The sequence below is a fragment of the Acinetobacter sp. ANC 4173 genome (assembly GCF_004331255.1).
Taxonomy (GTDB): Bacteria; Pseudomonadota; Gammaproteobacteria; order Pseudomonadales; family Moraxellaceae; genus Acinetobacter.
The window spans coordinates 401,831-425,815 of sequence record NZ_SJOF01000001.1 but is presented as its reverse complement, the minus strand read 5'-3'; the positions used below and the strand labels follow the sequence as shown (position 1 = coordinate 425,815).

At 41.4% G+C, this 23,985-nt stretch carries 20 protein-coding genes, 1 other RNA gene and 3 pseudogenes; 20 read left to right on the top strand and 4 right to left on the bottom strand.

The genetic code is table 11. The annotated features are described in order from the left end of the window. Positions 1–3 precede the first annotated feature (3 nt). Positions 4–1,527 carry a DHA2 family efflux MFS transporter permease subunit gene (locus E0H94_RS01955; RefSeq protein ID WP_131324880.1) on the top strand — a complete coding sequence of 508 codons (1,524 nt, stop codon included), beginning with the start codon at positions 4–6 and terminating at the stop codon, positions 1,525–1,527. A 46-nt stretch (positions 1,528–1,573) separates the two neighbouring features. Here the strand turns inward: E0H94_RS01955 and glpK are convergent, their stop codons facing one another. Then, complete coding sequence (glpK, locus tag E0H94_RS01950; RefSeq protein WP_131324879.1) at positions 1,574–3,058, bottom strand: glycerol kinase GlpK; 1,485 nt, start codon at positions 3,056–3,058, stop codon at positions 1,574–1,576. A 129-nt stretch (positions 3,059–3,187) separates the two neighbouring features. On the opposite strand from glpK, the gene ssrA reads away from it, so the two are divergent. The 3 genes and pseudogenes from ssrA to E0H94_RS01935 form a co-directional block, all read left to right on the top strand. Then, positions 3,188–3,546, top strand: a transfer-messenger RNA (tmRNA) gene (gene ssrA, locus E0H94_RS01945). Between the two features lie 191 nt (positions 3,547–3,737). Then, positions 3,738–4,547, top strand: a pseudogene (locus tag E0H94_RS01940) (tyrosine-type recombinase/integrase); the annotation flags it as partial. Next, positions 4,547–5,035, top strand: a pseudogene (locus E0H94_RS01935) (hypothetical protein); the annotation flags it as partial. The pseudogenes E0H94_RS01940 and E0H94_RS01935, both read left to right, overlap by 1 nt. A gap of 682 nt (positions 5,036–5,717) precedes the next feature. Here the strand turns inward: E0H94_RS01935 and E0H94_RS18435 are convergent. Both E0H94_RS18435 and E0H94_RS18430 read right to left on the bottom strand, forming a co-directional pair. Beyond that, complete coding sequence (locus E0H94_RS18435; RefSeq protein WP_165495568.1) at positions 5,718–5,873, bottom strand: hypothetical protein; 156 nt, start codon at positions 5,871–5,873, stop codon at positions 5,718–5,720. Then, positions 5,870–6,007: a hypothetical protein gene (locus tag E0H94_RS18430; protein WP_165495567.1), complete on the bottom strand. Its 138-nt coding sequence runs from the start codon at positions 6,005–6,007 to the stop codon at positions 5,870–5,872. Before E0H94_RS18430 ends, E0H94_RS18435 begins: the two co-directional genes overlap by 4 nt. A 235-nt stretch (positions 6,008–6,242) precedes the next feature. Between E0H94_RS18430 and arsC the strand changes: the two genes are divergently transcribed. The 6 genes from arsC (at position 6,243) to E0H94_RS01900 (ending at position 10,519) form a co-directional block, all read left to right on the top strand. Continuing rightward, positions 6,243–6,677: an arsenate reductase (glutaredoxin) gene (arsC, locus tag E0H94_RS01925; protein ID WP_131324959.1), complete on the top strand. Its 435-nt coding sequence runs from the start codon at positions 6,243–6,245 to the stop codon at positions 6,675–6,677. Between the two features lie 57 nt (positions 6,678–6,734). Next, on the top strand, positions 6,735–7,055 hold the full coding sequence (locus E0H94_RS01920; protein ID WP_131324878.1) for a metalloregulator ArsR/SmtB family transcription factor: 321 nt from the start codon (positions 6,735–6,737) through the stop codon (positions 7,053–7,055). 6 nt (positions 7,056–7,061) lie between these two features. Next, entirely contained in the window at positions 7,062–7,535 is a 474-nt protein-coding gene (locus tag E0H94_RS01915; protein WP_131324877.1) for an arsenate reductase ArsC, read from the top strand. A 7-nt stretch (positions 7,536–7,542) separates the two neighbouring features. Continuing rightward, entirely contained in the window at positions 7,543–8,595 is a 1,053-nt protein-coding gene (gene arsB, locus E0H94_RS01910; protein ID WP_131324876.1) for an ACR3 family arsenite efflux transporter, read from the top strand. After that, positions 8,592–9,296 (top strand): arsenical resistance protein ArsH, encoded by a 705-nt coding sequence (gene arsH / locus E0H94_RS01905; protein ID WP_130114375.1) that lies wholly within the window; start codon positions 8,592–8,594, stop codon positions 9,294–9,296. The genes arsB and arsH overlap by 4 nt, the downstream gene beginning before the upstream one ends. Before the next feature lie 146 nt (positions 9,297–9,442). After that, positions 9,443–10,519, top strand: coding sequence for an ArsO family NAD(P)H-dependent flavin-containing monooxygenase (locus E0H94_RS01900; RefSeq protein ID WP_131324875.1), 1,077 nt, complete (start codon positions 9,443–9,445; stop codon positions 10,517–10,519). Between the two features lie 142 nt (positions 10,520–10,661). Here E0H94_RS01900 and E0H94_RS01895 read toward each other — a convergent pair whose 3' ends face one another. Further along, positions 10,662–11,555 carry a LysR family transcriptional regulator gene (locus tag E0H94_RS01895; RefSeq protein WP_131324874.1) on the bottom strand — a complete coding sequence of 298 codons (894 nt, stop codon included), beginning with the start codon at positions 11,553–11,555 and terminating at the stop codon, positions 10,662–10,664. A 153-nt stretch (positions 11,556–11,708) separates the two neighbouring features. Here E0H94_RS01895 and E0H94_RS01890 point away from each other — a divergent pair, with 153 nt between their 5' ends. The 10 genes and pseudogenes from E0H94_RS01890 to E0H94_RS01840 all read left to right on the top strand — a co-directional run bounded on the left by E0H94_RS01890 (position 11,709) and on the right by E0H94_RS01840 (position 23,875). Next, the gene (locus tag E0H94_RS01890; RefSeq protein WP_131324873.1) at positions 11,709–12,746 is read left to right on the top strand and encodes a cupin domain-containing protein; all 1,038 of its coding nucleotides are present in this window, start codon (positions 11,709–11,711) and stop codon (positions 12,744–12,746) included. A gap of 26 nt (positions 12,747–12,772) precedes the next feature. Continuing rightward, positions 12,773–13,993 (top strand): 3-hydroxybenzoate 6-monooxygenase, encoded by a 1,221-nt coding sequence (locus E0H94_RS01885; protein ID WP_131324872.1) that lies wholly within the window; start codon positions 12,773–12,775, stop codon positions 13,991–13,993. Then, positions 13,990–14,628: a maleylacetoacetate isomerase gene (maiA, locus tag E0H94_RS01880; RefSeq protein ID WP_131324871.1), complete on the top strand. Its 639-nt coding sequence runs from the start codon at positions 13,990–13,992 to the stop codon at positions 14,626–14,628. The genes E0H94_RS01885 and maiA overlap by 4 nt, the downstream gene beginning before the upstream one ends. Positions 14,629–14,664: 36 nt before the next feature. Then, positions 14,665–15,366, top strand: a complete 702-nt coding sequence (locus E0H94_RS01875; protein ID WP_131324870.1) for a fumarylacetoacetate hydrolase family protein — start codon at positions 14,665–14,667, stop codon at positions 15,364–15,366. 118 nt (positions 15,367–15,484) lie between these two features. Continuing rightward, a pseudogene (locus tag E0H94_RS01870) lies at positions 15,485–16,835 on the top strand (MFS transporter). A gap of 75 nt (positions 16,836–16,910) precedes the next feature. After that, positions 16,911–18,158: an OprD family outer membrane porin gene (locus tag E0H94_RS01865; protein WP_131324869.1), complete on the top strand. Its 1,248-nt coding sequence runs from the start codon at positions 16,911–16,913 to the stop codon at positions 18,156–18,158. A 138-nt stretch (positions 18,159–18,296) separates the two neighbouring features. Beyond that, positions 18,297–20,213: an FUSC family protein gene (locus E0H94_RS01860; RefSeq protein ID WP_131324868.1), complete on the top strand. Its 1,917-nt coding sequence runs from the start codon at positions 18,297–18,299 to the stop codon at positions 20,211–20,213. Between the two features lie 524 nt (positions 20,214–20,737). Continuing rightward, a complete protein-coding gene (locus E0H94_RS01850) occupies positions 20,738–21,712 on the top strand; it encodes a transporter (protein WP_131324867.1) in 975 nt (324 codons plus the stop codon). Between the two features lie 68 nt (positions 21,713–21,780). Next, positions 21,781–22,584, top strand: a complete 804-nt coding sequence (locus E0H94_RS01845) for an SDR family oxidoreductase (protein WP_131324866.1) — start codon at positions 21,781–21,783, stop codon at positions 22,582–22,584. 76 nt (positions 22,585–22,660) lie between these two features. Further along, a complete protein-coding gene (locus E0H94_RS01840) occupies positions 22,661–23,875 on the top strand; it encodes a multidrug effflux MFS transporter (protein WP_131324865.1) in 1,215 nt (404 codons plus the stop codon). Positions 23,876–23,985 lie beyond the last annotated feature (110 nt).

The following is a 23,985-nucleotide window of genomic DNA, read 5'->3' as shown; positions in this document are numbered from 1 at the left end:
CTCATGAACCAGTATCGTCCTTTTGGTGATTTACAAGGCGGTCGCTTAATGCTGGCTGCTTTTGTACTGGCATTGGCGAATTTTATGGTGGTGCTTGACATGACCATTGCCAATGTCTCGGTGCCACATATTACTGGGAGTTTGGCCGTTTCAAGCTCGCAGGGTACTTGGGTAATTACCTCTTATGCGGTTGCAGAAGCGATTTGTGTGCCTTTAACAGGTTGGTTGGCTGGGCGTTTTGGTACAGTTCGGTTATTTGTGATTAGCCTGATTGGCTTCACCACCTTTTCGGTATTGTGTGGATTATCCACCAGTTTAGAAATGCTGGTGTTTTGCCGTATAGGACAGGGTTTGTTTGGTGGTCCAATTATGCCACTCAGTCAGACCTTGCTGATGCGTATTTTCCCACCTGAAAAACAATCTCAGGCGATGGGCATGTGGGCCATGACCACGGTTGTTGGTCCAATTTTAGGTCCAATTCTGGGCGGTTCGATTAGTGATAATTGGTCGTGGCATTGGATTTTCTTTATCAATATTCCTGTCGGTATTATTTGTGCCTTAGCAGCAATACGTTTATTAAAGCCTGCGGAAACAGATAAATTCCGCTTGCCGATTGATGCGATAGGTTTAGGTTTACTGGTGCTCTGGATTGGAGCTTTACAGCTCATGCTGGATTTGGGGCATGAAAATGACTGGTTCAACAGTACCTTTATTTGCTTCCTTGCAGTCATCACGGTCATAGGTTTAATCGCATTTATCATTTGGGAACTGACCGAACAGCATCCGATTGTGAATATTGCGATTTTCCGTTATCGCGGCTTTAGCATCTCAGTGTTGTCCTTGGCCTTTGCATTTGGTGGTTTTTTTGCCAGTATTGTCTTAATTCCACAGTGGGTTCAGGTTAACTTGGGCTACACCGCGACGTGGGCGGGTTATCTGACTGCTACGATGGGTTTTGGCAGTCTAGCTATGTCGCCGATTGTGGCAAAACTGTCAAATAAACATGATCCTCGTGCTTTGGCCAGTTTTGGCTTGATGCTGATGGGTGTTGTAACCTTGATGCGTGCCTTTTGGGTGACGGATGCTGACTTTATGACTTTGGCAATGCCACAGATCTTACAAGGCTTTGCTGTACCATTCTTTTTCATCCCCTTGTCGAATATTGCACTTGGTTCTGTGATGACCTCTGAAATGGCCTCGGCGGCAGGCTTAATGAATTTCTTAAGAACTATGGCAGGGGCAATAGGGGCTTCCATTGCCGTGACCATTTGGGATGACCATGCCAAAGTGGCGCGGACTGAAATGGTATCGAGTTTGCATACCAGTGAAGTCCAAAATACGCTCATACAAAATGGTATGACTAATGAAACGGCTTTGGGGGTAATTTCTAACTTGGTCGACAAAGAAGCCATGACCATATCGGTTGATCATGTTTTCTTTATCTTAACCGTGGTGTTTATTGTGGCAAGTTTATTGATTTGGCTTGCACCCAAACCGAAAACCAAAGTGACAGGACCGAGCCATTAAGGTTTAGCCTGAGCACCGCAATGGAATATTCGCGGTGCTCAAAAATCTAAATTTCAGATTTAGCGCGTTTTAAAGCCGTACGCCATTGGTGTAGATGTTGTTGACGTTGATCTTCCGACATTTTAGGCTCGAACATCCGATCCAATTGCCAAGATCCAGCAACTTCAGACACATTCGAAAATACGCCCATCTTCAATCCTGCCATTGCAGCCGCACCCCATGCCGTAGATTCCAGCATTTTGGGGCGCAGTACAGGAACATTGAGCATATCGGCTTGGAATTGCATGAGCATATCATTTTGACTGGCGCCACCATCAACCCTTAACTCTTTGAGTGGTTGGGTAATATCAGCTTGCATCGCACTCAGAACATCAGAAACCTGGAAAGCAATCGACTCTAATGCAGCTCGGGCAATATGTGCCTTTGAGGTTCCTCGTGACATGCCACAGAGTAATGCACGCGCATTACTGTCCCAATGCGGTGCACCTAAGCCTGTGAATGCAGGAACCAAAACCACGCCGTCAGAATCTTGTACTTGGCAGGCCAGCTTTTCAACTTCTGAACTGTGCTGAATAATCCCGAGTCCATCTCTGAGCCATTGCACAATCGCGCCTGCCATAAATACACTGCCTTCCAGTGCAAAGGTATTTTGTTGGTGACATTGCCAAGCCAGTGTGGTGAGCAGTTGATTTTGGCTGTATTGAATTTGATCCCCCGTATTAAACAGCATAAAACAGCCCGTACCATAGGTATTCTTCGCGGTGCCTGCCTCAAAACAAGATTGTCCGAATAGTGCAGATTGCTGATCCCCTAAAATTCCTGCAATCGGAATTTCTGCACCCAATAATCCTGAGGCGGTATTAGCAATGTACCGATCTGACGAAATGATGGTTGGAAGCACAGAAGCAGGGATGTTGAATAATTCTAATAATTCTTCATCCCATTGTTGGCTTGCTAAATTCATGAGCATGGTACGAGAGGCATTACTGGCTTCAATGACATGTTCTGCACCACGTGTCAGATTCCAAACCAGCCAACTATCAATCGTGCCAAAAGCAACATGTCCTTGATCTGCCAGAGTTCTTAAACCTTGGACATTTTCAAGCAACCAAACCAGTTTGCCCGCACTAAAATATGGATCAATCCTTAAACCTGTTTTTTTGTGAATTGTAGCTAACAAGTTGCGTTTAGTAAGTTGATCACACCATTCTGTTGCACGGCGGTCTTGCCAAACAATGGCAGGCGCAAGTGGAATGCCAGTACGTTTGTCCCAAACCACAGTCGTTTCACGTTGGTTGGTTACCCCAATGGCTTTAATATCCTTTGCAAACAGATGTGCCGAGGCGATGGCTTGTTGCACCACAGCAATTTGGGTACTCCAGATTTCTTGGGCATCTTGTTCGACCCAACCTGAATGAGGGGTACGAATTTGAGTTTCACGTTGAGCTGTTGCGTAGATTTTTCCTTGTTCATCAAAAATAATGGCTCTACTCGAGGTTGTTCCTTGATCAAGTGCAAGTAAATAGCTCATGTTTTTATTTTTTAACTCTTGAAATATGAAAGATTACCGCAATAATGTAATAGAACGCAGTTGCTTCTGTAAATACTGTGAAATTACCTCGTAATTTTCGATATTTATGTTATGATTGCGACATACTTTGGGGGTGTTTCTGGCTTCGACGCTGGTGATGAAACTCATAGATGCATGTCGAGAGCGCATTTTCTCTCGTAAATCAAATTTGCATTTTTTAGTCGCAAACGACGAATCATACGCTCTAGCTGCCTAAGGGCAGCTTGTCCGCCTCTCCGAATACTTGTGGTTAGAGAGTCCGACTGAAGCGCACGCACACAAGTCCGTATGAAATCAAGCCTTGGGGTTTTGTACTAAATTAAGAGGATCGCGATTTGTACCCTGTTCGTCGGGTCACAAAGAGTTAAAACAGTAGACGATATCTAAGCATGTAGTATTCTCGAGCGTAGTGCTGGCGGACGCGGGTTCAACTCCCGCCACCTCCACCAAAATTCCCGATTAAAGATGATCACCAATGATCAGATTCAATCAAAAAAGTGAATAAAAGCCTTGGTTTAGCAATAAATCAGGGCTTTTTTTCTGCCTGTTGTTTATCAGCGTCCGTTATTGTAAGTCATTGATAATTGCTTTCTATCAAATATACTTGTGACACAATAGTGACACGCGTGTAACAACAAAAATGCTTACAGACATCCAAGTTAAAAGTCTTAAACCAAAAGAAAAGCGATATTCAATGGCTGATGGGGAAGGGCTTTCTATTGAGGTTTTTCCTACTGGGAAAAAGAAATGGGTGCTTTCATATCGTATTGAAGGAAAGCAGACCAGAAAACAACTGGGTGAATATCCCGAAGTAGGCTGTAAAGAAATAAGAAAAATTACACGGGACTATAAAGCCGAGGTTTCGGGTAAATCAAAGCTCTCTCATCATTTAAAACAAGTGTGTGATGAATGGTTTGAATTAATGAGTCCGCAGTGGTCTAGTGAAAAATATATAAGCACTGTTAAATACCGTTTGGACTACATCACAGAAGATTTTTTAGAGCTACCTTTAGATGAAATCACTCGTTTTCAGGTTTCATCAAAAGTAAAAGAAATTGTGGCCAAAGGAACACTAGAAACGGCTACACGTTGTCTGCGTCTACTCAATGCAGTTTTTAATTTTGCGATCGCATCAGGATATACAGAAAAGAACCCTTGTATATTAGTCGGGGAGCTTATTCCTGAGCATGAGGTTCAAAGTTATCCATGCTTACCTGCAAGTGAAATGCCTCAGTTTTTTAGACGTTTAGAACAATGTAATGCGTTCCCAATTACTAAAGTTGTTTTAAAACTGGCCTGCTTTACTGGCACTCGAATCAGTGAGCTTTTAAAAGCGAGATGGGATTCAGGTGAAATTGATTTTGAAAATAAAGTGTGGCTAATTCCAGCATATCGTATGAAACGTCGTAAGGAATTAATGGTTCCTTTATCATCTCAAGTCTATGATCTAAGGACGGACAATATTACGCTGTTGGTGTGCATGCCAATACCAATATCAACCGCTGGAATATTCAAGGTTCTGTTATTGATTATAAATATGATGCTAAGAATCCAGAGGGCGTCAGCAATGATGTGACTTTAATGGGTACCAATGGTTTAACACCATCCTATTTCATTGCCTCTGAGGTGGTTATTTCCAGTTTGAATGTGGCTTATACATTGCCTGTGAAAGACATGGGTAAATTAAAGGCGATTAAGTTTTATAACGACTTCAGTTACTTAGATAAAGCGCGTAGTGATTGGTCTGCTTCACAAATGAATACCACAGGGATGATGTTTATTGCTTCGCCATTCTTGGTCTGGGCGGATTACACTTGGGGGAAAAACTCGAACATTATTGGTGGTTCAACCAATAGCACGGGCTACACTTCAACCACCTCTCAAAATAGTGATAAATGGTTATATCGGGTGAATCTTAATTTTGGATTTAAGTTCTAAGTGATTTGACTAAATTTTTTAACCGTAAAGCTTAAAATATCTTTACGGTTCCTTTGCTTTTAGACAGTTATTCATTACTAGATGAGCAACTAATAGAATAATAGGTGCAGTTTTTTTACAAGCCAGACACTATTTGGGTGCTTAACGTTAATCCTACATGGTGGATAGCCTACGTTCTTTAGTTCTAAATTCAGTGGAATGCTTGAAGTATGAGCATGAACGAATGGCTTGAAATTATCCGGCCACGTTGGGGCAGTCAAAAGTAGATTGATACGGCGGTTTATCGGCTTGGCTATATAGTGCAGACTTTGAAAATATCAGTGTTGATGAATTAGAACGAAAGCAAGCCGTTAATAGCGTTAAAAATATTGTGGGCAAAGGGACGATTGAAACTGCAAAGCGTTCTCTAAGGCTTTTGAGCGATGTCTTTAATTTCGCATCGTATCTGATTACACAGAAAACAATCCATGCTGACTGGTTGCCGATGTTATACCGAAACAGGAAGTAGAAAATTTGGCAGCATTCAAGCCTGTGGAAATGCCTGAATTTTGGAAAAGGTACAGCGTTCACCAGTTTCAGATGATTTAATGATTGCCATTAAATTGGCTTGTTATAACGCTGTCCGTATTTCAGAACTTCTATTATCGCGTTGGGATACGAAAGAAATTCATTTTTGCCCGTCCTATAAACTTTTTAAATATTCAAATGCTTGGTGTACTGTACTCACGCACATCAAGCTATATTCGATGCCGTTGTGCTCGAAAATTTGTGCATCGGTGTACATCCAGCGCAACTGAGCATATTCTTTTGTGGTTTTGAACCATTCAATGCAATTCATGGATTGTCACCCTTGTTCAGCTCATTGTATTCACTGGTCAGAATTTCAATTGCTTCGGGTACCAAGGGATATTGGGTTTCAAATATAAAGCAATCACGATTGGTCCAGTTCAGGCTTGTACCGTAAACAGTCATGCCAAAGATCATTATTTAAGAGTGACAAGGTATCGTAGAAAGCCTTGTGATTGTCAGCCGATAGGTCTAAGTTTGGCTTAAAAATAACAACGCATTTTATTGTGCAATCTAAAATTATGTTGAAAGAATTCACATCGGATTCTTTAAACAATTCGAAAATTTCATAAATATGGAATTGCATATATATGCTTATTCGTATACAAGTATGTTAGCGAATTTAATTGAGTTTGAGCAAATGACTGCGATTCCAAAAGTTAAGATTTATCACAACCCTGAATGTGGTACATCACGCAATACGTTGGCATTAATCCATAATGCCAACATTGAACCTGAAGTGATTGAGTACCTTGAAACACCTCCATCTAAAAGTGAGCTCATTCAGCTGATTGCGGATGCGGGTTTAACCGTGAGAGACGCGATTCGTAAGAATGTTGATCCTTATCGTGATCTAGAGTTGGACCTTGAGGTTTGGACGGATGAGAAACTGCTTAACTTTATGCTTCAGTATCCAATTTTAATTAATCGTCCATTTGTGGTCACCGAGTTCGGCACACGATTATGTCGTCCGTCAGAGCTGGTCTTAGAAATTCTGCCACTGCCACAAAAGGGTGCTTTCACTAAAGAAGATGGTGAACAGGTACTGGATGCAAATGGGCAGCGATTGAAATAAATATGTGATGGATATATGTAAATATTGCTATATCCAGAGGTTTGAGTGAGTAAAAGTATGGATCAAATCAATTTTTTTAAATGTTTGGCTGATGAAACGCGATTCAACATCGTCATGTTGGTTGTGCTTAATCATGAGCAGTGTGTCTGTGATTTGACTGAAAAACTACAACTTAGTCAGCCTAAGATTTCGCGGCATTTAGCCTTACTGCGATCTTCGGGTCTGTTACAAGATCGACGTCAAGGGCAATGGGTCTATTACAGTCTCAATCCTAATTTACCCACTTGGTGCGTAGACATCTTAAATACCCTCAACAATGCTGACTTACAGCCCCAAATTGAAAACTCTTTTTCGCAAATAAAGAGTTATTGCGAGTAGCACAATATGAAATTTCTTTTTTTATGTACTGGAAACAGCTGTCGCAGCATTTTATCCGAAGTACTGTTTAATAGTCGTGCGCCTGAAGGTTGGAAAGCTTATAGTGCGGGCAGTAAGCCATCAGGGCAGGTACATCCATTGACCATTGAAACTCTGGAAAACTTAGGTCTTTCAACTGAAGGTTTGTGGAGTAAAACCATTGATGACTGCGAACAATACCAACCAGATGTAGTGATTACGGTTTGTGATTCAGCCGCTCAGGAAGCTTGCCCACTTTATTTAGGTGGTGCAATCAAAGCACATTGGGGCTTGGCTGATCCATCACACTTGGATTTACCGAAAGATGAAAAACTCAAAGCATTCCAAGTTACCGTTGATCATATCAACCGTCGCTTAGATGCATTGTTGGCACTCGATACAGCACATATGTCTCGTCCCGAGTTGATAGCCGCGATCAATCAAATTTCGCATATTGAATGAGATCATCATGGCTCAACAAAGATTATCCTTTTTAGATCGTAACCTCACACTATGGATTTTTATTGCTATGGCGTTAGGCATTGCAATCGGTGTGTTCTTTCCGCAAGCCTCAGTGGCTTTGGATAAAATGAGTGTGGATTCAGTCAATATCCCGATTGCGATCGGTTTGATTTTGATGATGTATCCACCTTTGGCAAAAGTGGACTATGCTACTTTGCCACAGGTATTCAAAGATAAGAAAACGCTGACTTTATCCTTAGTGCAAAACTGGCTCATCGCGCCTGTTTTGATGTTTGCCTTAGCAATCATCTTTCTACATAACTATCCTGAATACATGACAGGCTTGATCTTGATTGGTTTAGCACGCTGTATTGCCATGGTCTTGGTTTGGAATGGTTTGGCCTGTGGGGATAACCAATATGTTGCGGCATTGGTGGCCTTTAACAGTATCTTCCAGATTTTATTCTTCAGTACCTATGCTTGGTTATTCCTGACCTTCCTACCACCCTATTTCGGTATTGCAGGACAAGTGATCAATGTTGATTTCTGGACCATTACCCATGCGGTACTGGTGTATTTAGGAATTCCATTTTTCCTTGGTTTTATGACCCGATTCATTCTGGTTCGAGTTAAAGGTTTGGCTTGGTATCAAAATACCTTTTTACCCAAGATTAGCCCACTGAGTTTGCTGGCTTTATTGTTCACCATTGTGGCGATGTTTAGTCTTAAAGGGAATGATGTGGTGAGCTTACCGTTGGATGTTTTACGTATTGCGATTCCATTGACCATTTACTTTATTGTGATGTTCTTCATTAGCTTCTTTATGAGCAAATGGATGGGGAATGACTATCCCAAAACCACAGCGATTTCCTTTACTGCCGCGGGAAATAACTTTGAATTGGCTCTTGCTGTCGCGATTGCGACTTTTGGTTTAGCTTCACCAGTTGCTTTTACCACGGTGATTGGTCCATTGGTTGAAGTGCCAGTGTTGATTGCTTTGGTTAGTGTGTCATTGTGGCTCAGAAAAAGGTTTTTTAAAGCAGAGGTATCATTTCTATGACGCTGCCAAATGTAGATATGAATCTTCTCGATCAACCGACTTTAGAAAAAGTACAAGCCAAAGCGCTAGATCATCCACCACGTATTTTACTGCTCTATGGTTCAAACCGTGAGCGTTCATACAGCCGACTGGCGGTGATGGAAGCAGGGCGTATCTTGGAGCAATTTGGTGCTGAAGTAAAAATCTTTCATCCTAAAGGTTTACCTTTACCTGAAGATGCGGATATGGAACACCCAAAAGCCAAAGAACTACATGAACTTTTGGCATGGTCGGAGGGTATGGTGTGGTGTTCGCCTGAACGTCATGGTTCAATGAGTTCAATTTTTAAATCGCAAATTGACTGGATACCTCTAGCGGGTGGTGCAATTCGTGCAACACAAGGCAAGACTTTGGCCTTGATGCAGGTGAGTGGCGGTTCGCAGTCTTTTAATAGCGTCAATCAAATGCGTATTTTAGGCCGTTGGATGCGCATGATCACCATTCCAAACCAATCCTCTATTCCTAAAGCTTTTTTAGAGTTTGAAGAAGATGGACGCATGAAACCTTCAGCTTTCTATGATCGAATTGTTGATGTCATGGAAGAGTTGTATAAATTCACTTTGCTGACGCGTGGGCAGAGTCAGTACCTCACAAATCGTTATTCGGAGCGGAAAGAATCTGCTGAAGAATTGTCTAAGCGTGTCAATCAACGGAGTTTATAAATTCTAGATGATCAAAGATGTTAAAAGTATCTTGATCATTTCAAAGGCTCATTTAAACGCTTGAAAGTTTTATGAAATACGCCCAGTCTGTTGAGCAAGCTGGGCGTTAAATTTTGATTATGACAATAAACAATGGGAGCGATGCTTTGACTCAATTACAAGCAGAAGTCGATGTAGTCATTATTGGTGGTGGTCAGGCAGCCCTTGCTACAGCTTATTTCCTCAAACGTAAGAAAATTCCATTTGTTATTTTGGATGACCAAGCCCAGGCGGGCGGTGCATGGTTACATACTTGGCAGTCTCTACGTCTTTTTTCTCCTAATACTTGGAGTTCGTTGTCGGGTTGGATGATGCCAACAACTGCACAAACCTACCCAACGCGAAATGAAGTGATTGACTACTTATCTGCATACGAGCAACGCTATCAATTTCCGATCATTCGTCCTGTACATGTGAATCATATTGAACAAAAAGATGGCTACTTAGATGTGTATGCTGGTGATCAATATTGGCGAGCAAAAGCGGTGGTCAGTGCTACAGGGACATGGAGTCAGCCTTATATTCCGCATTATGAAGGACATGAGCGATTTGAAGGCTTACAAACGCATTCAGCACATTATGTAAATCCAGCGCCTTTTATCAATAAAAAAGTAATCGTGGTTGGGGGTGGCAACTCTGGCGCACAAATTCTTGCTGAAGTCTCAAAAGTTGCAGATACCACTTGGGTCACCGCAACACCACCTCAATTTTTATCCGATGACGTTGATGGGCGTGTTTTATTTCTTCGGGCAACAGAACGTTTAAAAGCGCAGCAGGAAGGTCGGATGATTGATCAACCCGTTGGGGGGCTAGGTGATATTGTCATGATAGACAGTGTCAAAGAGGCCCGCGAACGTGGCGTGTTACATAGTCGAGAACCCTTTACCGCATTTGAAGAGCATTCGGTTGTTTGGGCTAATGGTGCAACACAAGCCGTAGATGCTGTGATTTGGTGTACAGGATTCAAAGCTTCACTGAATCACTTAAGAAGTCTGGATGTAGTAGAACCTGATCAAACGGTTGCTGTGCATGATGGACGTTCTATAAAAGTAAAGAACCTTTGGTTGGTTGGCTATGGGGAATGGACAGGCATGGCATCCGCGACACTCATTGGAGTTTCTAGAACAGCAAGAGCAACAGTAGATGAAATAACGGCTTACTTGGCTGAATTAAAGTTAAATTAACTCAATATGTTGTTATCTGATTTTACGATTTATTTCAGCAGCATGAAATGAATCGATTTTTGAAATCTAAGGGAATTAAGTGGTTTCTGATATCTGCGCGAATGGTCTGATGTAATGACTTGAATGGTTTGAATATTAAAAACTATTCAGACAAAAGCTTAAAGCAGACTTGCCGCAGCCATTGGTTATTTGGCGTTTGATGAACGCGGGCATGCCAATGCTGTTTAACACTATAAGTTGGAAATGTATAAGGCGGTTCTAAGACTTTTAGGCCACCTCTGACCAAAAGCACCTGACTTAAATAGTGAGGAATGGTCGCAATCGCATCGGTATCTTGCACCACTAAACCCACCCCTAAATAGCTCGGTAAACGTACCAAAATGTTCCGGCTAACGCCTAGTTTTTGCAGTTCATGCTCCAGTACGTAGTGCCCCCCAGTTGCTAAAATATCAACATGCAATTCTTGTCGAAACTCCTGATCTGAAAGCGTTGTACCTGTAATCCTTGGGTGTTCTTTACTGGCAATACAAATATAGCGTTGCTGGAACAGGGTTTGTTGGTAAAAACCTGCTTCAAGTTGGGGTAAAAAGCCAATGGCTAAATCAATATCGCCATTTGACATCAGCAGCGGGGTATTGACATCAATCGGCACAATTTCTAAGCGCACATTCGGCGCATGCTCACGTAAATAATTGATCAGTTTGGGTAATAGAACCAGATGACTAATATCGGTCATGCTGATTTTGAATTGATAATTTGAAGTCTGTGGATCAAATTCAATATTGTAATTTTGGACCAGTTTTAATCGGTTAAGAATTTCTACAACTAATGGGAAGATTTGCTTTGATAATTCAGTAGGTTGCATTTTATTTTCAATGCGTACAAACAACGGGTCATGAAAATGCTCGCGTAATTTATTTAAAGCAATACTTAAGGTCGGTTGCCCAATTTCCAATTGCTCAGCAGCTTTAGAGACACTGTTATGTTTATAAATTTCAAAGAAAATTTGTAAAAGTCGAGTATCAAGATCAAACACCCTGCTGTCCTTGTATTGATATTTTCAATACAGATTATTGTTTTTTGTGCATAGATTCAACAATTTTCGGTTGTTACATTGATGATCAAGGAATGATAGGCCCTAAAAGTACAGATGATTGATGTACGAATGCGCCATAAAAGAGGATCTGCAATGGAACAGTTAGCAACGTTGGATGATTTACCAAAACGTTATCTTGGACAACTTGAAGAATCAAATTTAGTCCCTTTATGGCCAAGCTTACGTAATGTGTTGCCACCCCATAAACCAATGCCACAAACGCTTGCCACCGCATGGTATTTTCAAACGATTAAGCCTTTATTGCTCGAAGCCGGTGAGTTAACCCCGATTGAAAAAGCTGAACGCCGCGTACTGGTTTTAGCCAATCCGGGTCATGGGCTAGAAAACATGAAAGCCAGTTCGGTCATGTATTTAGGCATGCAGCTTTTATTGCCCAAAGAGTGGGCACCATCACATCGACATACACCAAATGCAGTGCGTTTAATTGTTGAAGGCGAAGGGGCGTATACCACAGTCGAAGGGCAAAAATGCATGATGGAACATGGGGACTTAATCCTTACACCATCAGGGCTTTGGCATGAACATGGGCATGATGGCGAGGAGCCTGTCATCTGGTTAGATGTGTTGGATTTACCATTGGTGTATTACATGGAAGCTTCTTATGTACAACCGGGTGAAATCCAGAAAGTGACCAGTGCTGGAAATGCCCATCATTATGGCACTGGCATTGTACCAACAGCACATTTTACCCGTGAAAATCCGTCCTATCCGATCATGCGTTACTCTTGGAAAGAGACTAAAAAAGTTTTGCATGCACTTGCTGAAGATGCGCAGCATCAAGCGCCAGTGCAGGTGACTTATATCAACCCTGAAACTGGACGGGACTGTCAAAATATTATCGGTTACTCAGCATTAATGCTGCGTCCAAATGAAACTTTACAACTGCAACCACGTTCGACAGCACAGATTTTCCATGTCATTGACGGTCAGTTGCAAGTCAAGATTGATCGAAAAGATTTTAATTTGGCAAAAGCAGATACTGCATGTGCACCATGCTTTGCACAAATTGATTTAATCAATACATCTGACCAACCATGTTATTTATTTATTGCGGATGAAGCACCGTTACAACAGAAATTGGGTTTGTACTCTGTGCGTGAACGTCATTGATTGTCAAATTTATAAGGATATAAATCATGTCAAATATTCAACAGCCTATTTTAATTGCCGGTGGTGGCATCGGTGGTTTTGCAGCAGCACTGGCATTGGCGAAACAAGGATTTAAGGTACAGGTGTTTGAACAGGCTCCTGAAATTGGTGAAATTGGTGCTGGTATTCAGTTAGGTCCAAATGCCTTTCATGCCTTTGATGCTTTAGGGATTGGTGAAATTGCCCGTGGTAAAGCGGTCTATACCGACTATATGGTGATGCATGATGCGCTTGATGAATATCAAGTCGGAAAAATTCCGACTGATGAAAAATTCCGTGAACGTTTTGGTAACCCGTATGCCGTGATTCACCGTGCCGATATTCATGGTTCGCTGGTTGAAGGTGCAAAACAATATGGCAATTTAGAAATCATTACCAACTGTCAAATTCACAAAGTAGAGCAAGATGATTTAGGTGTAACCATTACCGATCAAAATGGTACGCAATATCGTGGGCAAGCGCTCATCGGTGCGGATGGTGTGAAATCGGTGGTGCGTGAAACTTATGTGGCTGATCCAGCACTGGTTACTGGGCATGTGGTGTACCGTGCGGTTGTACCTGAAAGTGAATTTCCAGATGACTTGAAATGGAATGCAGCCAGTATTTGGGTAGGACCAAACTGCCATCTTGTGCATTATCCGCTGCGTGGTGGTCAGGAATATAACGTTGTGGTGACATTCCATAGCCGTGAACAAGAGCAGTGGGGTGTAACCGATGGTTCTAAAGAAGAAGTGTTGTCTTATTTCCAAGGGATTTGTCCGAAAGCTCGTCAACTGATTGAGTTACCTAAGAGTTGGCGCCGCTGGGCGACGGCAGACCGTGAGCCGATTGAGACCTGGACTTTTGGTCGTGTGACATTACTCGGTGATGCGGCACATCCAACCACCCAATACATGGCACAAGGTGCATGTATGGCCATGGAGGATGCCGTAACTTTAGGTGAAGCGTTACGTATCACCAATAACGATATTTTAAAAGCTTTTGATATGTACCAAAAAGCACGTGTGTCACGTACAGCACGGATTGTTTTGTCTTCACGTGAAATGGGCAAAATTTATCATGCCAAAGGTGTGCAACGCTTGGTCCGTAATGATTTATGGCGTGGACGTCCGACCGAACGTTTTTATGATGCCATGGAGTGGTTATATGGCTGGAATGTCAATAACTGTCTTGATGCAGTGAAAAACTATCAAGGGAATGTCGCATGAAACTGTATAGCTTTTTCCGTAGCGGCACATCGCACCGAACCCGCATTGTGTTGAACCTAAAAGGGTTGAATTATGAAGCGGATTATATCTCGCTCGCTAAAAACGAACACCAGCAAGCCTCTTTTAAAGCACTCAACCCACAAGGATTTGTGCCAGTACTTGAAACCGAATCGGGAGCCTTATTGCAAAGCCCAGCCATTATTGAATGGTTAGAAGAGCAATATCCAGAGCCAGCATTGCTGCCTAAAGATGCGTTGGGTCGTGAGAAGGTGCGTGCCTTGGCGGCTTTAATTGGCTGCGATATTCATCCTTTAAACAATAAGCGAGTGTTGGAACATTTACGCCAGAACTTGGGCCTTGATGAGACACAAATTAATGCATGGTGTGCCAAGTGGATTCAGGATGGTTTTACCGCATTAGAGCAACTTTTGCAGCAAGATCCGACACGTGAAAAGTTCTGCTATGGCAAACAACCGACTATTGCTGATGCTTATTTGATTCCACAAATGGTCTCGGCTGAGCGCTTTAAAGTCGACTTATCGGCTTATCCAAACATTAATGAAATTTATCAACATTGCATGACGCTTGAGGCGTTCCAAAAGGCGGCACCCGAACAGCAAGCTGATGCAACTTGATGAACAGATCAAAGTAATATGAAAAGGAAATCGACCATGTCTTTTATTTTTGAACCAATGACCACTGCGGGCCTGTTTATTCATGGCTCTGAGCACAAATTTCCGGTACGCCGTGTGTACTGTGTTGGCCGTAACTATGCAGCACATGCACGTGAAATGGGTTTTGATCCAGACCGTGAACCACCTTTTTTCTTTTGTAAACCAAACGATTTAGAGTCGATTGTGCCTGTAAATCAAGAAGCCGTTGATATTCCGTATCCGACTGAAACTTCAAATTTTCATTATGAAATCGAGTTAGTCGTTGCCATGGGTAAAGATGCCAAAAATGTCTCGGTTGAAGATGCAGTGGATTATATCTATGGCTATGCCGTCGGTTTAGATATGACACGCCGTGACTTACAAATGGGAATGCGTGAAAAAGGGCGTCCGTGGGAAATTGGTAAAGCATTTGATTTTTCAGCGCCAGTTGGTCCCATTCATCCCATCAGTGAAACTGGAGAAATCAATAGTGCCGATATCCATTTAACGGTGAATGATGTGACTAAACAACACAGCGATGTCAGTCATTTAATTTGGTCTGTGGCTGAAACGATTGCCAATTTATCGACTTTGTTTGAATTGAAAGCTGGTGACTTGATTTTCACAGGGACACCAGAGGGCGTGGGTGCTGTGGTGAAAGGTGATGTCATGCGTGCAGACGTTGCAGGCTTAACTGGCATCACTGTCAATGTGAAATAAGTCAACAGACTGATTTAACCAAATAGGCGCTTAACGCTCAATCATAAAAATAAGCCAGCGTGGGCGCCTTGTGCTAAGGATTGCATGAACACCATTTAGATGGTGTAAGGATACTCGTATGTCTCAAAATAGCAAAAACATAGATGTTCAAAGTTTTATTGATAGCAATAAACTCTCCGCAACACAAAAGCTGATTATGTGGCTGTGCTTTTTTAATTGTTGCCATTGATGGTTTCGATACCGCTGCAGTAGGTTTTATCGCACCTGCACTAAAGACGGAATGGGCCTTACAATCAACTGATTTAGCCCCGTTATTTGGCGCAGGTCTATTTGGTTTGATGGCTGGCGCCCTGATTTTTGGGCCTTTATCAGATCGATTAGGGCGTAAACCAATTTTGATTGGCTCCGTGATTGTTTTTGGTCTAGCCAGTGTTTTTGCATCTTTCTCATCGGATTTACATGCACTGATTATTTGGCGCTTTATTACTGGATTGGGATTAGGTGGGGCTTTACCGAATGCAATTACCTTAACTTCAGAATATGCACCCAGTTCACGTCGCTCAAACCTAGTCACCATGATGTTTTGCGGTTTTACCATCGGTTCAGCGTTAGGGGGAATCTTATCGGCTCAATTGCTGCCGCATATCGGGTGGCACGGTATTTTATTAATAGGCGGTGTTCTACCTTTAATTACAGTACCTATTTTATATTTTTTATTGCCAGAATCACTACGTTTCTTGGTTTTGAAAAAGAAAAGCCGAGAAAAAATAGAAAAGATCGTCCAACGTATTGCACCGCAGATTACAGTCCAGCCGAATTTGATTCCAACGGTGAATGAGGTTGAAAAATCAAGTTTTAAAGATTTATTTGTCAAAGGTTATGCCTTAGGTACGATTTTAATTTGGTTTACATTTTTCATGAGCCTGTTGATTATCTACATGATTTCAAGCTGGATGCCGACCTTATTAACCAATGAAGGATTTAATTTATCCAATGCGTCTTGGTTAACCTCAATTTTTCAGATTGGTGGAACGATTGGTGCCATTACCTTAGGCATTCTTATGGATAAATCGGATGCCACGAGAACCCTCAGCATTGCCTATGTCTTAGGCGCTATTTTTTTGGTTTGCCTTGGTTTCGGGATTGAACACGCCAATACGCTGATACTGATGCTTGGCATGTTTGGGGTGGGTGTTGGGATTAGCGGCTCACAAGTCGGTGTAAATGCTTTTGCTTCTGGCTTTTACCCAACGCATTGTAGAGCGACAGGTGTGAGTTGGGCAAATGCAGTGGGTCGATCAGGTTCTGTCGTGGGGTCGCTTGTTGGTGGCTGGTTAATGTCATTAAACCTTTCGAGTTTTGAAATCATGAGTTTGTTGGCAATACCTGCTTTCTGTGCTGCTGTTTCCTTGATTTTAATCAAGAATTTGAGAAGGGAAAATACTCAAGTCGCCATCAATTTAAACTAAAGCAACGCTCATTATTTTTATAAGCATCTTTCTGTGCCAATGGATGGCACAGAAAACTCATCATGGATAATTTTTATGTTGAACTTTAAACAGCACAATCTCACGATTTCAATTTTATTTCTGATTTGTTGTAGCACCTCTACTTTACAGGCAGCAGAATCAAATCAAGATGAATGGAAGCTAACTTTTAAAAATGCTTATATTAACCGCAATTATGATAATGACGCGCTCAAGGATACGGGAAGCTGGTCTCAGGCAGCCTCATTATTTTATCATTCGAAAATGAATGAAACGCCTTTGCAGATTGCTGAAAAACCTATCACGATGGGCGTGGATGCATCTGTTCAATACGCGGTACGCTTAAGTTCAGATAAGCATGTTGCTGATACTGTTTTGCCTTTTGACCCGCAGACCCAATCTCAAGCTTCTGATTTTTTGAAATATGGTGCAACTTTAAAACTGGGCTATGATAAAACATTATTGAGCGTGGGTGAGCTTTGGCTGGATCTGCCTGTGACCGCAGTTGATGCCAGCCGGCAGCTACTGACCTCTTACTGGGGAAGTAACCTAAAGTCTCAACTTTCTGAGCAGTTGTATGTCGAGCTGGGTCGGGTTGAAAAAGTTTCTCCGCGAAATGAGGAAGACTTTAAAAAGTTCTCTTTTACCTCAAATGGCGTGACCCAAGAATCTGATGGTTTAAATTATATAGACCTGCGCTATCAGTTTGCCCCGACACTAAAAGGCGAATATTATTTCGGTAATTTGGAAGATATTTATAATAAGCATTATGTGGGTTTAGAGCATAATTGGAAACAGCCTCATTTTACCCTGACATCAAAATTTAAATATTTCAATGCTCAGGATAATGGCGATAACTTTGATATTGATGCTCAAAATATTGGAGTGCTTGAAACGGTTAAAGTCAAAAATCATACGCTGGGCGTTGGCTATCAGCAGATTATAGGCGAGTCTGCCTATCCGCTGCCAGATGGCTTCTTGCCAGAAACGTATTTCATCAACTGGAATGCGACAGGCTTTTTCAAAGAAGATGAAAAGTCTTATCACTTTATTTATGGCTATGATTTTAAAGACTATATACCCGGCTTCAGTGCAACGGTGAAATATGTCTATGGTCATGACTTTAAAACGGCGACTGGTGAAAAAAATAAAGAAAGTGAATCTAATCTGATTTTTAACTATGCATTTCAAGCAACATATCTAAAAGGTTTAGCTTTGCAATACATTCGAATTGACTACAATATAGATCATGGTAATGATTTTGGTGAAGATCGGCTCTTTGTCAATTATACGAAAAAGTTTTAAGCAAATTTAAGTAAAGCCGTCATTTTACGAACAAACTGTTCGCTCCAATCTTATCGTTTTTCTAGGATTGGCATGATTCAATATTCTGTTTGTCAGTAAGCATACGATAAAAGGGTTGAATATAGTGAAGGAATAGTAATGGGTGAGATAATAAAAAACTTTTTACACATCTGCTATCAGGCGATACAACTCAATAATCGTCCTATTCCATATTTAAAAGCTTTTATTGCGGGGCTGGCTGCGGCATTACCTGTTCTGGTTGGATTAATGTTGGGCAATTTCCATAATGGACTTATAGCAAGTTTAGGTGGTTTTGCCTTCCTTTATGTTTTTAGAATGCCTTATCTACATCGGGCTAAAAAAATTATTTTGGTGGTAATCGGGCTAAGCATCTGTGCTTTTTTAGGTAGTTTATTTGCCATTTATCCTATAGTCGTTGCAATCCTCATGGCTCTCATAGCTGTGCTTATGGTCTTTACTTTTGGTGCTTTAAATATTGTTGGGCCCTCGGCTATTTTTATGATTCTAGTATTGGCAATGACCTCTGCAATGCCAGAGACAGATATATCTGGTGCCCTAGAGAGAAGTGCTTTGATCATGGCTGGGGGATTGTTGTCATTATTTTTTGCATTAATGGGATGGTTTGTAAATCCGAATAAACCTGAGCGTGAGACCTTGTTAGAGTTATATCTACAATTAAATCAATTACTTAGTCTGGTAGGAACGCATGAATTTAAACAATCACATAGTATGTTTATTCAGTATCTGAACGAATCGAATAACGTGCTTCAAGCAAGTTATACGAAATGGAGTCAGACCAGACAATTTAAGAAAATGTTTTATTTAAATAAACGAGCTAATCGTATTTGGTTAATTCTGGGTGAAGATTTTTTAGATTGTACAGCACCTTTGCCTATAGAGATAATTGAAGCATTTGACGAAGTCCATAAAGCAATTAGATGTTCATGTAAAGTAACGTTAAATATTCAGGCACAGGGTTTGCTTGGACAACGATTGATTGAGCAATTATTCCGTATAGAATCAATTTTGAATCAAGACCAGCTTCCAGACATTAAATTAATGCCATTGCAAGTGCCTGTTTTGAAGGTGCTAATACAGTCTTTTAACCATCATTCTATTGCATTTATCGCTGCTTCAAGATTTGGCTTGATCACCTTAATTTCGGCATTAATGGCTTATTCATTTGAATTCCCCAGAAGTTTTTGGGTGCCACTTTCTACAGTATCTGTACTTTCAGGAGTAACGGTAGTTGCAACATTGCATCGCTCTATACAGCGTGCATTTGGCACTGTTTTAGGGGTTTTAATTGCAACCGCTTTATTGTATTTCTCTCCAAATGAATATTTGATAATTTTATATATTTTCTTTTTTTGTATGATGTGTGAAATATTTATTGTTAAGAATTATTGTTTGACCGCATTATTTTTTACTCCAAGCGCATTGATCGTCGCCGTTGCAAGTAATGGTATGATGGATTCTGCTATATATTTTGCTGAAATTAGAATCATTGATGTTTTAATCGGTACGTTTATTGGGTTAGTCGGTATATTTCTAATAAATCGTGATGCTGCCTCTAAACGTTTAGAATACTCTATGGCAGAACTGCTTAGATCACAGAGCAAACTTACTTATGCTTTGTTTAATAGTTCTAATTTATCAGAAAAAAAATTAACAAAGACCTATTTTCACCCTATGAAAATACGATGGAACAATTTAACTATACTTCATCAAACAGCACTTGGTGAAATACCAAAACCCAATCATGTTTTACAGAAAAACTGGGAGCTTTTGTATGAATTAAAGCAACTGAGTTATTTGTTGGAACGCGTAACATTTTCTAGAAAAAAACAAATTTTATCTGATAGAGAGTTATCAGATCTATTATTAATATATGAACAATTAAGTAATGCTATTGAGTTGAACCTGAGTTTGAAAGAAATAAAATCTCCTCATTTAAGCCAATTCCCTTTATTGGAAATTCAACTTAATCGAGTTCAACAAGCTTATAAGCAGGATACTGGTTATTCCAATTAGACACTGATGAGAAAAAATTTCACACCGAGATGAATGCCTAAAAATTATAGATATACGACCAACCAATGTTGGTGGTGATAGTCACCTCATGAACCTTTTCAGCAGTACAACCTAGATAAACCTGTGCCACTGAGGAAGCTGTATTGTGGATTGCCCATACAGGTAGTCCATGGAGAGATTTGCCACATAATTTCTGCAAATTGAAAGAATTCAAATGTATTGCCATGCGTAGTGATCAAACAGACTCAAGTTTTGCCGCCATGATTTATATGTGTGCGAACGTAATTAACTCTCGTTAATCCTTAACACACCCGAGTAACCTCATTTAAAATTCGATTTATTGAACTTCATCGCTCTAGATTAGAATTTGCATTTCTTTTTGTTAAGACATGCAATTTGAAATTTTAAAGTAACGTTAAGCTATCTATAAATTTGATAACTGCTTTCATACTTTTTTGGTGACTTCATTGCGCTCATTTCAATAGTTTAGGTATTGGAAATAAACAGCGCTAATGGAGTAGGCAATGTTAAAACAACAGCTTAAGCACGTCAGTGTTTTCAGTCTTTTATCTTTATGTATTTCACAAACGGTTATGGCTTTAGAGCCGGGGGCAGCACCACAGGCGCCAGCTGGCAATACTATGGGCATTCCATTGAATGCGCCTTTACCACCGGGTCTATATTTCACCAGTTCAACTAAGTTATTGAACGGTCAGTTGAAAGATGATAATGGCGATAACATGGGATTGAAGCTGGATGCGCCTGCATCTACTTCAATCTTTATTTATACCCCAGGCTTCAAAGTATTGGGTGGTGATTACCGGGCATGGCTTGCGGTTCCTTTCATTATGGCTGAGGAAGACATTAGCAATCCAATGCTGGGAGAGGTTGGCAAGCATTCAAATACCAACGTTGCCAATATTGATGTGCATTTTGCCGATGTCGCTTGGACACTTAATCCGGGGCAATTCGTCAGTGCAGGTTTAGGTGTGATTACGACCACGGGTTCATGGAAACTGGGCGACACCAATACCAGCGGTGAATACTGGTCGATTAATCCGCGTGTGGGTTATAGCCTGATGAATCAGGATTGGAATATTTCCTTAGAGTCACATTATTTTTATAACTTTGAAAATGATAAAACCAAATATGATTCAGGCGATGAGCTGTTCTTTGATGCGACTGTTTTGAAAAAAGTGGATTTTATTCATCAAGGCTTGCAGATTGGTCCAATTGGTTACGTGCGTGAACAGGTGACCAGTGATGAAAACAACGGAACTGCATATTTCGGTACCACCAATGGTAAAGCACGGCAGATGGGGCTTGGTGTTCAGTTACTACAAGATTTTGGCCGTGGCTTATTCGTCGGTTTGAGCTGGAGCAAGGATTTGGAAACAAAGAATGCAGTCAGCAACGATGGCCGTTTTACATTAAATATTTCAGTGCCCATGTACATGAAAGACCGCCCGAAACCTGCTAATTTACCTGCAAAATTTTAATCTATTCATCACTTGAAAATGCTGATGAGGGCTGCTTGTCCAGCCTTTTACAATAAGGAAGTTTAAGCATGTCATTATTGGAAAATCATGTTGTTTTGATTACGGGTGCAGGCTCAGGTTTGGGCCTAGGTATTGCTCGTTATTGTAAGGCGCAAGGTGCTGTTGTGATTGTGACCGACATCTCCAGTGAAAAAATCCAGCAGCTGGCATCAGAGTTTAGTGACCATGATCTTGCGTTGATTTGTGATGTGACCAAGATTGCTGATTTAGAATATTGTCAGCAGCAAATTTTGCAGAAATACGGCCGCTTAGATGCAGTGATTGGCGCACAAGGCATTTTTGATGGCAATGTAGCCATCAAGAATATGAGCGCTGCACATCTGGATCAGTTGTTTGATGAATTATTCCAAGTCAATGTCAAAGGCTATTTGCTCACTGCGTATATTTTTGCAGAGGTATTGAAAGCCAATAAAGGAGCGATGGTCTTTACCACCTCAACGGCTGCTTATGCTGCGGATGGTGGCGGCGCAGTCTATACCGCAACCAAAGGGGCAATTCGCAGCCTGATTCAGCAATTGGCATTTGAGTTTGCACCTGAAATCCGAGTCAATGGCGTAGCGCCGGCTGCAATTGGTAACAGCCAGCTGAAAGGTCCGAAAGCATTGAATCTCGATCATCAAAAACAGTCTGATATTCCCAAAGATGCATTCTTAAACTTGTTCCAGTCCATCAGCTTGCTGCAGGAATTGCCAGATGCAGAAGACTACGGGGCGCTGTATGCATTTTTAGCTTCGAAGCAAAATAAGGTGATGACAGGACAAACCATTGTTGCAGATCAAGGTCTGCTAAACCGGGCTGTACTTACTCACTAATACGCAAAACTACAATATTCCAGAGCCTTGAAAAGAGGCTCATGGATCGGTGCAGCCAAAATAAAGGATATACCACATGACACAAGCTGTGACTGCACAAAAATATAGCCTGAGCTGGATTTTACTTTTAGCACTCTTAACAGCCATTGCGCCACTATCCACAGACATGTATTTGCCCGCTTTACCGGATATGGCCAAAGAGTTTTCAGTTTCAACCCTTTTGGTATCCAGTTCATTGCCAGCGTACTTTTTCGGGCTGGCCATTGGGCAGTTGATATATGGCCCGATCAGTGATCGTATCGGGCGGAAAATCCCGCTGATTTTTGGCCTGAGCCTGCATATTGTTGCCAGTATATTGTGCATCTATGCTGATGATTTACAGACACTATTAATCGTCCGCGTACTGCAAGCTTTAGGCAGTTGTGTCGGCTTGGTATTAGCGCGAGCTGCGATTCGTGATGTACTGGATACCAACTCTGCTGCCAAAGCCTTTGCCAGCATGATGATTGTGATGGGCGTTGCACCTGTGATCGCGCCGACTTTAGGCGCGTGGCTGCTACTGTTTTTCCATTGGGATTCAATTTTTATTGCTCTAACACTATTGGGCGTAATTAGCCTGATCTGGGTCATTTTCGGTTTCAAAGAAACCTTAGCAGCAGATCGACGCTTAAAGCTCTCCTTCAAGCATGTTTTTCAGCTGTATATAAAAATTTATCAGGACCCAAGCTACCGTTTTGCCATGCTCGCAGGCTGTTTCAGTTTTGGCATACTGTTCTGTTATATCAATGCTGCGTCTACCGTTTTAATGGATGGCTATCATTTAAATGAACAGCAGTTTGCTTATGCATTTGGCTTGAATGCAGTCGGGACTATGTTTTTGTCTGCCATGAATCATAAACTGGAGCATAAATATTCGGTGCTGCAACGGTTGAGTATGGGTGGGATGGTACAAATTACTGGCGTATTTTTCCTGTTGATCGCAGCTATTTTGCCGCAAGCGGGACTGCCACTGATATTAGCCGGTTTGTTTTTAGCGGTCGCAGGTATTGGTCTGACTGCGCCGAACTCCACAGCGCTGGCCATGTCACAGCAAGGCAGACAGGCAGGTTCAGCGAGCGCATTGATGGGCGGACTGCAATTTTTCTTTGGCTTGCTCAGCGGCATATTGCTGAATCTGCTGCCTTGGTCAGCGTTGCTCAACTTAAGTCTAGCCATGTTGCTGTTTGTATTTTGCGCCAATGTTTCTATTCTGGCCGCTAAACGTTTTTTTAATATGCAGCCTGCTGCATAAACGACAGTTCCCTTGGTTTGCCGTCTTTTAAAGGCGGTTTTTTTACTTCTGCTATCTATTTTAAATATATCTAATATCCAGCTTGCCCCATCATTATAGATACAGGGTTA